The sequence below is a fragment of the Xylanibacter rarus genome (assembly GCF_001275135.1).
Classification (GTDB): Bacteria; Bacteroidota; Bacteroidia; order Bacteroidales; family Bacteroidaceae; genus Prevotella; species Prevotella rara.
On the sequence record NZ_LFQU01000036.1, the window covers coordinates 1 to 13,673 of the forward strand.

Sequence of the window (13,673 nt, forward strand, 5' to 3'; positions counted from 1 at the left end):
TATATTTATCGGGTGATCCGTTCGCATGATATATAATGAGTGATAATAAATAAAAAAAGTCCGCAATCTTAGATTGCGGACTTATATGTTTTCTGGCGGTGCGTACGGGACTCGAACCCGTGACCTCCTGCGTGACAGGCAGGCATTCTAACCAGCTGAACTAACGCACCCTGAGATGAGAATACCACTCTTTTGAGAGCGGTGCGTACGGGACTCGAACCCGTGACCTCCTGCGTGACAGGCAGGCATTCTAACCAGCTGAACTAACGCACCATTAGGTATCTGTCTCAATTGCGGTTGCAAAGGTATGAATATTTTTTTTATCTACCAAACTTTTTGGCGATTTTTTACAAAAAAAGTTGCATTAGCAGTGCATTATGGTATTTTTTGCCATCGAAGAGCCAGTCTTTCAGCTCATTTGACTTTATGAATCCACTCTTCTCAAACAGGGCTAACGACTTCTCGTTATCCTTGTTTATGCACGCATAAAGCTGATGCAGGTGTAGGATGTTTGCGGCGTAAGCTTTTATTCTTGTTATAGTGGCCAGGGCATAGCCTTTGTTTCTGTAGTCTTGTTTTATTACTATGCCTACCTCTGCTCTCATGTTCTTAGGGTCGAAGTTTATTATGTCAACTATTCCCACAACGTTATGATGTTCGTCTTCTATCATCATCCTTACCTGCTTATCGGCGTAAATGTCGTTTTTTGCATTTGCGACGTAGTCATATAGCACGTATCTTGAGTATGGCACGTTCGTTGTGCTAACGTTCCAAACCTTAGTGTCGTTCTCGATGGTATACAACACGTCGAGGTCTTCCGGCTCTATCGCCCTGAGATGTATTGTCGGTAGAATGGATGTCATCAGGCTATTATCTCGTTGTCTGTTATTATTATGTTGAATCTCGGACTGTATGTGCCGATTTTTACATTGGGCTTGCTGTTTTTAGAGAATAGGTTAAGAATGTCTTCATATCTGCATAAGCCTGTGTCATAAACAAGATATACGGGCGTCTTGCAGCTGATGTTTTTTACGGCTTTGGCATGTGCAGCCGGGTCTGCCGGTGTCTGCGTTACTATATATTGTGCGTCCAGGCCGTTACGGTCGGCGAGGCTTCGGCATCTTGATATTGATTCTTTTGTAGAAATAAATATGTAGAGTGGCGACTTGCGTCTTCTGTCGGGCATGAATCCCAGTGTCTTCTGTATATGCTCTGACGTAGTCTTTATAAGAGCCGTTGTGGCTTTAAGATATATTGCAGCCTTTATTGGCATGTTCAGCCAGATGCTGAGATGGCCATAGTGCTTTTTGAAGAAGATGAGCATGGCCTCGTAGAACACGTGTACATATTTGAACGATGACTTCTGCGTGCTTTCTCCTTTGTAATGCAGTATCTTTGTTGGCAGATACCAGTTGTCGAAGCCGCTCTTCAGCAGCCTGTATGACAGGTCGATGTCTTCACCGTACATAAAGAAGTCTTCGTCGAGCAGTCCTGCCTTGTCAAGTGCGGTGCGCCTCATCATCATGAAGGCTCCGCTTATTATCTCGATCTTGGCCGGTTCGTCCCACGGAAGATATCCCATGTAGTATTTTCCCAGTTTCTTATGTGTGGGATATTTGGCACACAGTCCGCACATCTTGTAGAAAGCGGTCATCGGTGTCGGCAGTCCGCGCCGGCTCTCCATGGCATCGCTGCCGTTGCATTTCAGCATTCTTACGCCCAGTCCGCCCGCATTCTCATGTTCGTCCATGAATCTGATGCACTCTTTCAGGGTGTTTTCTCCAACAATAGTGTCAGGGTTCAGCAGCAGCACGTATTCGCTCTTTGTGCGCCTTATGCCCATGTTGTTGGCTTTTGCAAAGCCATGATTGTGATTGCAGGCAATAAACTTCACACCGCGGTTCTTGCCTTTAAGCTTCTTCACGGTGTTGTCTTTTGAATGATTGTCGATTACGTATATTTCTGCGTCGATGCCCTCAACGGCTCTGTATAAGCTGTCGAGACATTGCTGAAGATAGTGTCTTACGTTGTAGCTGACGATTATTATTGCAAGTTTCATTTCTTGTAGCTTGTTTCAGATATGCATCTTGCCATTGTAGGGTTGACGAAAATCAGACAGATAAGTCCGATAATTGCCATATAGCCGAATGCCACGTTCATGAACAGGTAATAGAGCAGGGTGTTGGCCACCATCGGGACGCAAAGCATCATCATGCGTATGCTTCCCCAGCGGAGCAGCTCTTTTTCTGGCTCAGCCTGTAGCTTCATGCTGATCTTCTTGACCTTGAACAGCCTCAGTGACGCAGGAATGAGGCATATTGTAATGACTTCCATTAGCGACACAGTAAGAAATTCGGCGTTCTTGCTTGCTGTCAGGTCTCCCGGCAGCAGCGTCTCGGTTTCAAATATTGCGGTTATGGCCAGCAGCAAAGCTATGCTGACGTACATGATTACCGAGAGTATGTTTTTTGTTCTTTTCATTTTCTTGGTTAATGTTTTCGCTTTAAGCAGTTTTCCGGCAGGTGGCGTTATCTGCTATTGTCTGCCGTCGAACGGCTGCCGGTTAATGATAGATCGTCCGAGCGTAACCTCGTCGGTGTATTCCAGCTCGCCGCCCACAGATATTCCGCGTGCAATCACGCTCAGGCGTATGTCGAATTTTGCCAGTTTGCGGTAGATGTAGAAGTTGGTGGTGTCGCCTTCCATTGTGGAGCTAAGCGCCAGAATCACCTCTTTTATCTTTCCGCTCTCAACTCTTTCTGCCAGCGAGCTTATCTCTATGTCGTTAGGACCTATGCCGTCCATGGGCGATATTACGCCTCCGAGTACATGATAAAGTCCGTTGTACTGCTGAGTGTTTTCGATGGCCATTACGTCTTGCACGTTTTCAACCACGCACACTGTGGTGTCGTCGCGCCTTGCGTCGGAGCAGATAGGGCAGACGTCCGTGTCGCTTATGTTGTGGCACACGGTGCAGTGCTTTATCTTATGTCTCATTTCGCTTATGGTCTGGGCAAACCTTTCCACTTTGTCCTTGTCCTGTCTCAGCAGAAACAGCACCAGCCTTAGGGCTGTTTTCTGTCCTATGCCGGGCAGGCTTGAAAATTCTGCCACTGCCTTTTCGAGCAATGCCGACGGATATTGTTGGGTCATACTTTGCTAAAATGTTTTTGTCGGCAAAGTTACTTCAATAGTAGTAAAATTCAAAACAAATTTATTTTTATTTTCCTTTGAATGTCTTTTGCGGGTTGCGTGGCTGCTGTTTTGTGCGCTGTGGTAGCCTGTTTTTCGCATTATTAACGTCTTCTGCATATCGACTATTGGTGTCCGGCATGAAGAGGGTATCGTATATGAGGAATGCACACTTTCTTATTTCTTTACAAAATGTAGATTTTTAAGCCTCTCAGACAGCCTCCGTATTAGCTGCTTGCCTGTTTGATGTGTTTTAATCGAAAAATAGTGGCTTTTGTGTAATTAATTGTAAGCCAGCGTGTTATGTGCTATTGTAGTCACGCATGCCACTTTCTGACTGCTGATATGTGTCCTTTTAGGTCGTAAAAGCATGCTTTTTGATTCGTAATTCAGTGTGTTTCGCATCGCATTTAAGTGTGTTTCAGCGGCGATATTGGCTGTTTTATGACAGCAAGTTGGCTTTTCTTGTGTAAAATATCTCCTGTTTTGTCATCTCTGTATGCCATTTTTGCATTTGTGATTGTCTGTTTCTAAAAAATAATTTGTCATGAATTTTTATTGCACACATGCCGGTCCGGCTGCGTTTCCGCGCATGCGCCGTCGTCATTGTGCCTGGGCGCATGCGGGGCCTTGTCTGCAGATTTTATCCGTTGCTTATATATAACATTGTGCCGGCGGTTGTATTTTTCTGATATTTTTATTACCTTTGCAAAGGTTTTTCATAAATTTATCGACGACTAAATGATAATAACAAAATCAGAATTTTCAGTGAGCAGTCCTAACATACAGCTTTGTCCTAAAGACACAAAGCCTGAGTATGCGTTTATCGGACGAAGCAATGTTGGCAAATCAAGCCTTATCAACATGCTCTGCAACCACAAAAATCTTGCAAAGACATCGGCCACTCCGGGCAAGACTCTGCTTATCAACCACTTTATTATAAATAATGAGTGGTATCTGGTAGACCTTCCCGGCTATGGATTTGCCAAGCGCTCAAAGACGGTTCAGCAGAAGCTGGAGCAGATGATAACGTCTTACATCCTGCAGCGCGAGCAGCTCGTAAACGTGTTTGTGCTGATAGACATCAGACACGAGCCGCAGGCTATCGACATAGACTTTATCAACTGGCTTGGGCAGAGCAGCATACCGTTCTCGATAGTGTTCACAAAGGCCGATAAGCTTAGCTCGTCTAAGGTGGCGCCTACGGCTGCCGCATATATGGACAAGCTGAAGGAAACTTGGGATGAGCTTCCTCCTTACTTCATATCGAGCAGCGAGACAAAGCGCGGACGCGACGAAATTCTTGATTATATCGAAAATATAAATAAAACGCTTAAACAGTAAGGCGTAAATAATAAATAAAGACAGAAATGGCCGGTCAGTTACCTTATCTTGACATACAGAATCTTACTAAATCGTTTGGAGCCCATGTCCTGTTTCAGGACATATCGTTCAGTGTTGCCGAAGGACAGAAAATAGGTCTTGTTGCTAAGAACGGCACGGGCAAGTCGACGCTGCTCTCCATATTGACAGGGCGCGAAGGATACGATTCGGGCAATATTATCTTCAGACGCGAGCTTAAGATTGGCTATCTGGAACAGTCGCCCAAGTTTGATCCCGACGACACTGTGCTGGATGCATGCTTCAATCATAAAGGAGATGAGGCGAAGATTCTGCGTGCGAAGCAGATACTTACACAGCTTAAGATAGATGACCTTGACAAGAAGATGGGTACTCTGAGCGGAGGACAGCAGCGCCGTGTGGCACTGGCAAACGTATTGCTGACCGACCCGGACATGTTTATCCTGGATGAGCCAACCAACCATCTTGACCTCGACATGATAGAATGGCTGGAAGGCTTCTTTGCCCGTGGCAACAAAACCTTGCTCATGGTTACCCACGACAGGTTTTTCCTCGACAAGGTGTGCTCGGTGATATTGGAACTTGACGACAAGAAAATATACACCTATCGCGGCAACTACAGCTATTATCTCGAGAAGCGTCAGGAGCGCATAGACAACACGCGCGCCGAAATAGCACGTGCAAACAACCTGTACAGAAAGGAACTCGACTGGATGCGCAGAATGCCTCAGGCGCGAGGCCATAAGGCAAGATACAGAGAGGACGCATTCTATGAACTTGAGAAAGTGGCCAAGCAGAGGATAGAGGACCGCCAGGTAAGGCTTAAAGTCAGAAACGTCTATATCGGAAGCAAGATCTTTGAGTGCCAGTATATCTCCAAGAGCTGGTCGCCGGACAAGGTTATTCTCAAAGATTTTTACTATAATTTTGCCCGTTTTGAGAAAATGGGTATTGTTGGCAACAACGGCACAGGCAAGACGACATTCCTGAAGTTGCTGTTGGGACAGGAAAAGCTTGACAGCGGACGCTTTGACATCGGCTCGACCGTACGTTTCGGATATTTCTCTCAGGAAGGCATGGTCTTCGATGAACAAAAGAAAGTGCTTGACGTGATAACAGACATTGCCGACTATATCGACATGGGAGGCGGAAAGCATCTGTCGGCATCACAGTTTTTGCAGCATTTCTTGTTTACTCCCGAACAGCAGCACAATTATGTGTATAAGTTGAGCGGAGGGGAGAAACGCAAGCTGTATCTGTGTACAGTGCTGATGAAAAATCCGAACTTTCTGGTGCTTGATGAGCCGACAAATGACCTTGACATACAGACTCTGCAGATATTTGAAGAGTATCTGGCCGACTTCCCCGGCTGTGTCATAATCGTAAGTCACGACCGTTATTTCATGGATAAAGTGGTAGACCATCTGCTTGTGTTCAAAGGCAATGGCGTAGTAAACGATTTCCCCGGAAACTACACACAGTATCGTGAGTGGTGTTCGCTTAAGAGCCGTGACGAAGAAACGGCGGCTAAAAAAGACAGTCGTCCAAGAGAAAAACGGCATCAGGAGCGCCGCAAGATGTCGTATAAAGAAAAGATGGAGTTTGCTCAGCTTGAGAAAGAAATAGCCGAACTGGAAAAAGAGCAGAAGGAAATAGAAGAGCAGCTTTGCAGCGGTAAGCTGCCGGTAGACGAACTGACTGAAAAAAGTAAGCGTCTGCCGTTGATAAAGGAAGAACTCGACCTTAAGGAAATGCGATGGCTGGAGCTTTCAGAAATAGAATCTTAAATATTAAAATTAAGTTAAAATGAATAAGTCTTCAGAGCCGTTACTTCTTTTAATCAATATAAATTATTACTTTTGCATTAAATTTAAAAAATCATAATTTGTTTCCACTCGTGAAACGAATACAATCAATAAATTTCTTATATACGTAAACCTAATATGTATAGCAAAGACGAATTATTATCTAAAGATATTTCCGAGCTTGAAGAGATAGCAGAGAAAGTGGGTGCTAAAATCAAGTCTGGCGAAACTCAGGAAGAAATAATATATTCGATCCTTGATAAGCAGGCCGAAATTGAAGGAAACAAGAACCCGCTTGGCACGAAGCGTCGCAGAGTTCGTATTGTAAAGAAGGACACCGACCGTGTTTATTCTGTAAACGGAAAGGAAGGCGAAAACTTCGACTTGAAAAAGAATAAAGTTCAGGCTGAGACTCCGTCATTGTTTAATGATGCACCGGTTTCTCCGCCCGCCAAGACACGTTCTAGGGCTAAGAGCAAGGCTGTTGCCGAACCGGTGGCTGAGGTTGAGCAGCCGCAGGCTGTTCCTGTTGTGGAAGAGGTTGTGCCTGTTGAACCGGAAAAACAGCTTGAGCCATTGCAGCCTGTTGTTGATAATGTAGTTGAGGCTGCGCCTGAAGTTCCCGAAGCAATATCAGAGGATGTTGTTGAAGGTGTCAGCGAAATTCCTGAAGCAATAAGTGATGACATGCCGGAAGAAACAGATTTGGCCATTGTTCCTGAAGCTGAATTTGCAACCGCAGAAGCTCCTGATACTCAGAATGACAACTCAACAGATCTTATAGCACAGTTGCAGGCCAAGGTGAATGCACACAACGAAGTGGCTGACGAGAAACGTGAGATTATTGCATCAGGTGTATGGGAAGGCGATCCCGGAGACGGAACAGACTTTATTCCTATTGTAGACTTGCCGATTGAGGATCAGATGGCTGTGCCGCGATTTGATATGTTCGACAATCCGACAAGTCCTATGGACTTAAATAATGTTATGTATGCTCCTCAGATGGAGCCGGAAAGTGTACCGCAATTTGATTTTGAGGATATTATCACTGCCAACGGCGTACTTGAGATAATGCCTGATGGTTATGGATTCCTGCGTTCGAGCGACTATAATTATCTTTCTTCTCCTGATGACATTTATGTTTCTATAGCTCAGATTAAGCGTTATGGACTTAAGACTGGCGATGTGGTAAATTGCCATGTGCGTCCACCGCATGACGGAGAGAAGTATTTCCCGTTGACAAGCATTGATAAGATTAACGGCCGTGATCCAGCTGAAGTGCGCGACCGTATACCGTTTGACCATCTTACTCCTTTATTCCCGGATGAGAAGTTTACTTTGTGCGGTGAGCGTTCAACTACAAACCTCAGCACTCGTATTGTTGACTTGTTCTCGCCGATCGGTAAAGGACAGAGAGCGCTTATCGTTGCGCAGCCAAAGACAGGTAAGACAATCCTTATGAAGGACATAGCAAATGCAATTGCGGCAAATCATCCGGAAGCATATCTTATGATGTTGCTTATTGATGAACGTCCAGAGGAAGTTACCGACATGGCGCGTACGGTTAATGCAGAAGTTATTGCCTCTACGTTTGATGAACCGGCAGAACGTCATGTAAAGATTGCCGGTATTGTATTGGAAAAGGCGAAGCGTATGGTTGAGTGTGGTCATGATGTGGTGATCTTCCTTGATTCTATCACACGTCTTGCACGTGCATACAATACGGTTTCACCAGCTAGTGGTAAGGTTCTTACCGGTGGTGTTGACGCTAATGCTCTGCAGAAGCCGAAACGTTTCTTTGGTGCGGCACGTAATATAGAGGGTGGAGGTTCGCTCACTATTGTCGCAACAGCCTTGATTGATACTGGAAGCAAGATGGATGAGGTTATTTTCGAAGAGTTCAAGGGTACTGGTAACATGGAACTCCAGTTGGATAGAAGCCTCAGTAACAAGAGAATATTCCCGTCTGTTAATCTTGTTGCTTCAAGTACACGACGTGATGATCTGTTGCAGGACAAGACAACTCTCGACCGCATGTGGATTTTACGCAAGTATATTTCTGACATGACGCCAATTGAGGCTATGAATACAATTCATGACCGTATGGCTCGTACTTATGATAACGATGAGTTCCTTGCAACGATGAATTCATAAATATTTTAGAGGTACTTGTATTCTTATTTAAAAGTTTTTCCTAAAAAATTTTGTTATAAGAATTATTTTGAGTACCTTTGCACTCGATTTAGGGGTTCCGTAGCTCAGTTGGATTAGAGCAACGCCCTTCTAAGGCGTGGGTCTTGGGTTCGAATCCCAACGGAATCACAGAAAAGGAGCATCATGTGATGCTCCTTTTTCTTTTTATCATAGATGTTTTTATTTGCTTTTATATTGATTGATGATACAACTTACAGACTGCATCATTTCTTTCTTATAAGTCTTGGCATTATTTTTTGCCATGAAAATGTATACATTAGATGTTTTGTTGAACTTTCCATATACCCTCGATATAAATATGTTTTGTCACCTCAAGTTTTATGTAAGCACTTAGGTCGTTTCATGCATGTTCAACAATGACTTCAACAGTTCTCATATCAAACACCTAAAACAATATTAACATCAACATTCAGTTTCCGGCTAATTTCACGGGCTACCTTCAATGTGGGCTTGCATTTACCGGAAATATAATCATTCAAAAGGGGAGGGGTAACACCTATCAATTTAGCCAATGTTTTTGGGGTAAGCCCCATTTCATGCATATGGAATTTGAGAACATCAGCAAGTGAGGGTGCTCTCAATGCAAAATGTTTTTCCGAATACTCTGCAACAAGATTAGAAAGTAGTTCCAATTCTATACTGTTCGGGTCATCGAGAGGTGTTTTGTCTGTTATCAGTGGAAGTAACTCTTCAACTCTTTGTACAGCCCTGTCATATTGATCTTTTGTTTCTATCTTTGTCATATCTTTAAATTTTAGAGCAATCAACTATTTTATCATATTCTGCATGAGTGCCAATAAAGTGATTATAAACAGATTTTTAGTAAATATTATTGCTACAATCGGTCTGAAATTATTACTTTTAATATTGAAAACATAATGTTGTTTGTATACATAATCAATACTATTGCTGATCTTTTTTACATATGCAAAGCAAGTCTACTCGCTTCCCTTGTGACTATTGTAGTACATTCTTTTAAAGCAACCTTTTTATTAGGATACGTTTCTGTGTATTATTTTATAGCCTATTATTTAAATATTTTCACTTAACTCACAATATTACCATATTGCAAAGGTAATAACAAAATTCTATTTTTTCAATATTTTATTCTAAATAATCGGATATGAATGGCAATACCAAGAAAGATATTGTTGTAAAATAAATGTTTTTGATTTTTATAAGTTAGTTATATTATTTCACGTGATATACCTATAATATAATTGTCTGTTTCTGTCTTTGTAGCTATTATTTTTTGAGATAGAATTTAAATTAAGTTATTACGTAAAGATTAATAGACCTATGAGGCATATAAAATAAAAGCGGACCTGATTTATGTCAGGTCCGCTTCAGATAGAATTTAATTGTCAATCAGATTTCACGTTATAATTAAAAATCAAGTTTAGGCTTTATTCAGCAATAGGCGTTAATTTTATTAGGGCTATAGTGCAGCTGTCGGCCTTTGTTATTTTGTGGCTTCCTTGCTCTATTGTGGTCGTCAGGCTCTTAGAAGAGCTGTCGCCTTCAATTTTAACATCGTCAACTTTTATGTTGTATTTAGTGCTGCTCGAGCCAAAGTATATTGTAAGGGTCATCTTTTCAGTTGTAGAGAATGATATCTCTGTGCCTGACTCCATCTTAAGGCTGTTTGTATATGTAACACCATCTATTATAGTATCTTCTTTTCTGTAATTTTCTTTTGTTCCGGTCATTGTAATGGCGCTGTTAGACGGAGTGCTGTTTGTAAAGTCACAGATTATTTCACCCTCAACAGGTGTTTCTGTGTCACCCGGTTCTCCACCTGTTTCACCTCCGCCAGTTTCGCCGCTTGAAGCATTTTCGTCTCCAAAGATGCCGATAAGTGATGACTTGTAGTTTGTAACAGCTTCTTTCAGTTCTTTATTGACGTTATAGTCTGTATCGTCGATGCTGTTATTGAAGGTCCACTTGAAATCTCCGTGATTCATTCTTCCTGCACCATACCAGCCTGTGACCTCTGACGGTACATTTGCTGCTTCTACCGGTTCATAGTCATACATCAATGATGCGTCGGTGTCGAAGTTGTTATAAGAAGTTGCACCCTGCAAGGTCTTTATGTCCTGCGGTACTTGCTCGTCTCTTGTTTTGGCTTCGTATGCATCAAATTGTACATTGTCTTCCTGGTATGTCACATATTTATAATATTGTGTCTTTTCTGTCATGATGTTGTCGAATGACTTTATCATACCACCATCTTCGCCAGAGAATGTGCCTTTAGGGTCAGATGAAATGTCTGATCCTTGTTTGGATATGAGCATCGGACATTTTGTTGCTCTGAAATAGTTGCTTTCTACAAATACATTTGAGCCGGATGTTGCACCTACGCCATATTTGGAAATACCGTCGAAGTAGTTGTTCCATACATGTACAGACATCGTGCGGATACGCGGCATACGTGAGTCGCAGTGGTCAAACCAGTTGTTGTTGTAACTTATATAGTTTGGCCCGCTCTCGCTTGTCATTCCGCATAATGACGATTTTCCGCTGTCGAAGAAATGGTTGCTTGATACGGTTATATACTGAGAATCGCCTTTGATGTCGATAGTGCCGTCGCCTTTAGCCTGGTCTGAATCTCCTCCGGCCTGACCATAGAATAAGTCCAGATTGTGTATCCAGCAGTATTTGTTGTCCGTATCCAACGAAACACCATCATCCATGAAGTTTAATATGCCGAAGTTGCGCAGCTCTACGTTTACGGCATTGCGCAGAAGAAATCCGAAGCCGTTTATTGTTGCGTCTTCACCGATGCCTTCTATTGTTATATTCATTTCAACAGAATTGTTCTTGCCTTTTATTTGAAGTCCTTCGTTGCTTAACAGTGCATCCATGTCGGTGTCTTTGATCATCCCGATGATTCTTACGCACAGCGGACGTGTCTCTTTTCCTTTTTGGTATGCGTTGAGTATTGCCTGCAGTCCCGTATAAGTCTGTTCCTTATCACCAATAACAGGACATGTTACAGTCTTTGCTGTATTTGCCGTAACGTATATTACGCGTGCGTTGGCTTTTAGCGTACCGTCGGCATTATATGCTCCCGGCGTATTGCCATTGAGGAAACAGAAACCTTCACGTTTATAGTTTATTACCTTTATTCCGGTAACTTCATTAGCTGCAGCATCTTGTTCTTTTTCTTCAATTACCGGAACAATCTTAAATGAATAATTGTCTGCAGCAATTAAGCCTGTAGCATCTGCCCGTCCGTATGTTCCATAGTTGCGTACCAGCTGGTCGTCCAGTTTTGTATATTCTTCGTATTGTCCACCTTTTACGTACACTATGTAAGACGAAGCATCTGCAAATGGCTCCCATTTTACGAAGGCTGATTCGTGCCATCCTTTTGACTCAAGTATCTTTACCTTTCCTTCCGGATTGTCAATGTCGCCTTCGCTGCCGCTGTCTTCTGCTTTTGCAAAGCTGATATTTTTTACAGTCTTTGTGTATGCGTCTGTCCATGTCCCGTTTACAGGGCTGATGTTTACTATGCCGTTGGCTCTGTCTATACTGACTTTTACTTCATCGGTATTATAATATTTAATGTCGTTGTTAGTCAGTGTCAGTCGCATTTGATTATTCTGACTGTTGAGGCTTACAGAGTGGTCTGTTGTCGGTTCAGGCGTTGTTCCTTCGCCTTCTTTTTCAACAGATATCATATATATGTAAAGTCCTCCTGTGTTTGTCAGCGTTATACTTCCGTCTTCGGTAACAGTGCCTATGTTTACCTGATCGTCAAGACTTGTGCTGTTAAAAAATCCAGACTCAGGGGTGATGTTTGTCACATTGAGTCCTCTTTTTTCTGTTTTTGAACTTGTCTTGCATTTAACAGTTATCTTAGAGCCTTTTTCAAGGTTGTCTATCGTTATTGTTGACACTTTATTCAATGTAAGGCATTGTTTCTTTATATCCACTCGAATGGCATCTGATGTTTCAGCCGTGAATATGATATTCTGTGTAAATATCAGTTCTGTGCCGTTAGCTTTTAATGTTTCAGAGTTTAATGCCTTATTGTTCGAATATCTGTCATTTGTGGCATCATATGTCCAGTTTTCAGTATCGGCAGACAGATTTGTCCTGTCTGTACTGCTTACACCTTCCTCTTGAAAGTCCCATGTCTGAGCAACTGCATCAGTAGTAAAAAATGGCATAAGGCATATTAGGAATGCCATAATTATTTTTGAGTATATGTCTTTCATGATAAAATTATTTTATGACTGTCTTTTTTCCATTAATAATATACACGCCTTTGTTAAGGGCATTGGCATCTTTACCCATGTATTGTCCGTTAAGGTTGTAGACTTTTGACTTTCCGGAATTGTCCATAGATGTAATATTTGTTATTCCGGTTGTGTTTTCATAGCTTAAGGAGATGCTGACCTTCGACATGTCTTCTGTCAGTGAAGTGTTGTCGTCAAATTGAAGTGTTACGTTGTTCCCATTGAAAGTCAGATTGCTTACGAATTTGTCGATTTCAGTTCCGTTTATTATAACGGTTTGTTCTGTTTCTGCATACATTGTTCCTCCTGACAATAATGCCATCAGGAACATACATAAAAATGTTTTCCTTTTCATTATTTAAGTTTTTAAATAGTTTGTAGATTATTCCTCGACAAATATAAATATTAAATCCTTTAAATATAGACTATATAACTTAAAAATATGATTTTTTATTATTAATTTACGTATTTTATGCATACTCATTTTCTTTAGGTCTTTATGCCCAAATCAGGCATCAGGCTTGTGTATTAATTCTGTTAGTAAATAGATTCTTTTATCCGTCATTTGTTATCCTATGTCGTCTTGTCATCTGTTTCTCTTAAATATTAGTCAGCTATGCCAGCTAAAATGCAGGTGATAATATTGTAATGAAAAAGTCAATGATTTACGCATAAAAAAGCAGTGACTTTTGATGCAAAAGTGGCTGAGTTATGAGGCGTAACTCAGCCACTAACAGTTTGAAAGATAATTGCTGCTGTTTGCTTAATGTAATTGCTGATAGGGTGCGGCAGATGTTTAATGTGAAATAAAATGGGGCAGATTTGTTACGGATTTTATGGGCTTTATATTTTC

At 42.0% G+C, this 13,673-nt stretch carries 11 protein-coding genes and 3 tRNA genes; 4 read left to right on the forward strand and 10 right to left on the reverse strand.

From position 1 onward, the window contains the following. Positions 1-93 precede the first annotated feature (93 nt). The 6 genes from ACU52_RS12900 to recR all read right to left on the reverse strand — a co-directional run bounded on the left by ACU52_RS12900 (position 94) and on the right by recR (position 3,153). Positions 94-170, reverse strand: a tRNA-Asp gene (locus tag ACU52_RS12900). 29 nt (positions 171-199) lie between these two features. Next, positions 200-273, reverse strand: a tRNA-Asp gene (locus ACU52_RS12905). 74 nt (positions 274-347) lie between these two features. Next, positions 348-863: a GNAT family N-acetyltransferase gene (locus ACU52_RS12910; RefSeq protein WP_053399084.1), complete on the reverse strand. Its 516-nt coding sequence runs from the start codon at positions 861-863 to the stop codon at positions 348-350. After that, entirely contained in the window at positions 863-2,059 is a 1,197-nt protein-coding gene (locus ACU52_RS12915; protein WP_053399085.1) for a glycosyltransferase family 2 protein, read from the reverse strand. The genes ACU52_RS12910 and ACU52_RS12915 overlap by 1 nt, the downstream gene beginning before the upstream one ends. Then, entirely contained in the window at positions 2,056-2,481 is a 426-nt protein-coding gene (locus tag ACU52_RS12920) for a hypothetical protein (RefSeq protein ID WP_053399086.1), read from the reverse strand. The genes ACU52_RS12915 and ACU52_RS12920 overlap by 4 nt, the downstream gene beginning before the upstream one ends. 54 nt (positions 2,482-2,535) lie before the next feature. Beyond that, positions 2,536-3,153, reverse strand: coding sequence for a recombination mediator RecR (recR, locus tag ACU52_RS12925; RefSeq protein ID WP_021855723.1), 618 nt, complete (start codon positions 3,151-3,153; stop codon positions 2,536-2,538). Between the two features lie 780 nt (positions 3,154-3,933). Between recR and yihA the strand changes: the two genes are divergently transcribed. From yihA to ACU52_RS12945, 4 genes are all read left to right on the forward strand, one after another. After that, positions 3,934-4,536 (forward strand): ribosome biogenesis GTP-binding protein YihA/YsxC, encoded by a 603-nt coding sequence (gene yihA / locus ACU52_RS12930; RefSeq protein ID WP_053399087.1) that lies wholly within the window; start codon positions 3,934-3,936, stop codon positions 4,534-4,536. 26 nt (positions 4,537-4,562) lie between these two features. After that, entirely contained in the window at positions 4,563-6,341 is a 1,779-nt protein-coding gene (gene abc-f / locus ACU52_RS12935) for a ribosomal protection-like ABC-F family protein (protein ID WP_021855725.1), read from the forward strand. Positions 6,342-6,497: 156 nt separating this feature from the next. After that, a complete protein-coding gene (rho, locus tag ACU52_RS12940) occupies positions 6,498-8,513 on the forward strand; it encodes a transcription termination factor Rho (protein WP_053399088.1) in 2,016 nt (671 codons plus the stop codon). Positions 8,514-8,606: 93 nt separating this feature from the next. Next, positions 8,607-8,681, forward strand: a tRNA-Arg gene (locus ACU52_RS12945). Positions 8,682-8,950: 269 nt separating this feature from the next. On the opposite strand, the gene ACU52_RS12950 is transcribed toward ACU52_RS12945, so the two are convergent. From ACU52_RS12950 to ACU52_RS12960, 4 genes are all read right to left on the reverse strand, one after another. After that, positions 8,951-9,316 carry a helix-turn-helix domain-containing protein gene (locus ACU52_RS12950; protein WP_053399098.1) on the reverse strand — a complete coding sequence of 122 codons (366 nt, stop codon included), beginning with the start codon at positions 9,314-9,316 and terminating at the stop codon, positions 8,951-8,953. Between the two features lie 24 nt (positions 9,317-9,340). Next, the gene (locus tag ACU52_RS15640) at positions 9,341-9,487 is read right to left on the reverse strand and encodes a type II toxin-antitoxin system HigB family toxin (protein WP_316936656.1); all 147 of its coding nucleotides are present in this window, start codon (positions 9,485-9,487) and stop codon (positions 9,341-9,343) included. A 492-nt stretch (positions 9,488-9,979) separates the two neighbouring features. After that, complete coding sequence (locus ACU52_RS12955; RefSeq protein WP_239684928.1) at positions 9,980-12,772, reverse strand: pectate lyase family protein; 2,793 nt, start codon at positions 12,770-12,772, stop codon at positions 9,980-9,982. 34 nt (positions 12,773-12,806) lie between these two features. Further along, positions 12,807-13,175, reverse strand: a complete 369-nt coding sequence (locus ACU52_RS12960; protein WP_021854881.1) for a hypothetical protein — start codon at positions 13,173-13,175, stop codon at positions 12,807-12,809. Between the last annotated feature and the right edge of the window lie 498 nt (positions 13,176-13,673).

What these genes read in the sequence shown, in the direction of transcription:
- ACU52_RS12955 (WP_239684928.1), bottom strand. Translation starts at nt 12,772, where the DNA reads ATGGCATTCCTAATATGCCTTATGCCATTTTTTACTACTGATGCAGTT.
- ACU52_RS12915 (WP_053399085.1), bottom strand. Translation starts at nt 2,059, where the DNA reads ATGAAACTTGCAATAATAATCGTCAGCTACAACGTAAGACACTATCTT.
- rho (WP_053399088.1), top strand. Translation starts at nt 6,498, where the DNA reads ATGTATAGCAAAGACGAATTATTATCTAAAGATATTTCCGAGCTTGAA.
- recR (WP_021855723.1), bottom strand. Translation starts at nt 3,153, where the DNA reads ATGACCCAACAATATCCGTCGGCATTGCTCGAAAAGGCAGTGGCAGAA.
- abc-f (WP_021855725.1), top strand. Translation starts at nt 4,563, where the DNA reads ATGGCCGGTCAGTTACCTTATCTTGACATACAGAATCTTACTAAATCG.
- ACU52_RS12950 (WP_053399098.1), bottom strand. Translation starts at nt 9,316, where the DNA reads ATGACAAAGATAGAAACAAAAGATCAATATGACAGGGCTGTACAAAGA.
- ACU52_RS12910 (WP_053399084.1), bottom strand. Translation starts at nt 863, where the DNA reads ATGACATCCATTCTACCGACAATACATCTCAGGGCGATAGAGCCGGAA.
- yihA (WP_053399087.1), top strand. Translation starts at nt 3,934, where the DNA reads ATGATAATAACAAAATCAGAATTTTCAGTGAGCAGTCCTAACATACAG.
- ACU52_RS12960 (WP_021854881.1), bottom strand. Translation starts at nt 13,175, where the DNA reads ATGAAAAGGAAAACATTTTTATGTATGTTCCTGATGGCATTATTGTCA.
- ACU52_RS12920 (WP_053399086.1), bottom strand. Translation starts at nt 2,481, where the DNA reads ATGAAAAGAACAAAAAACATACTCTCGGTAATCATGTACGTCAGCATA.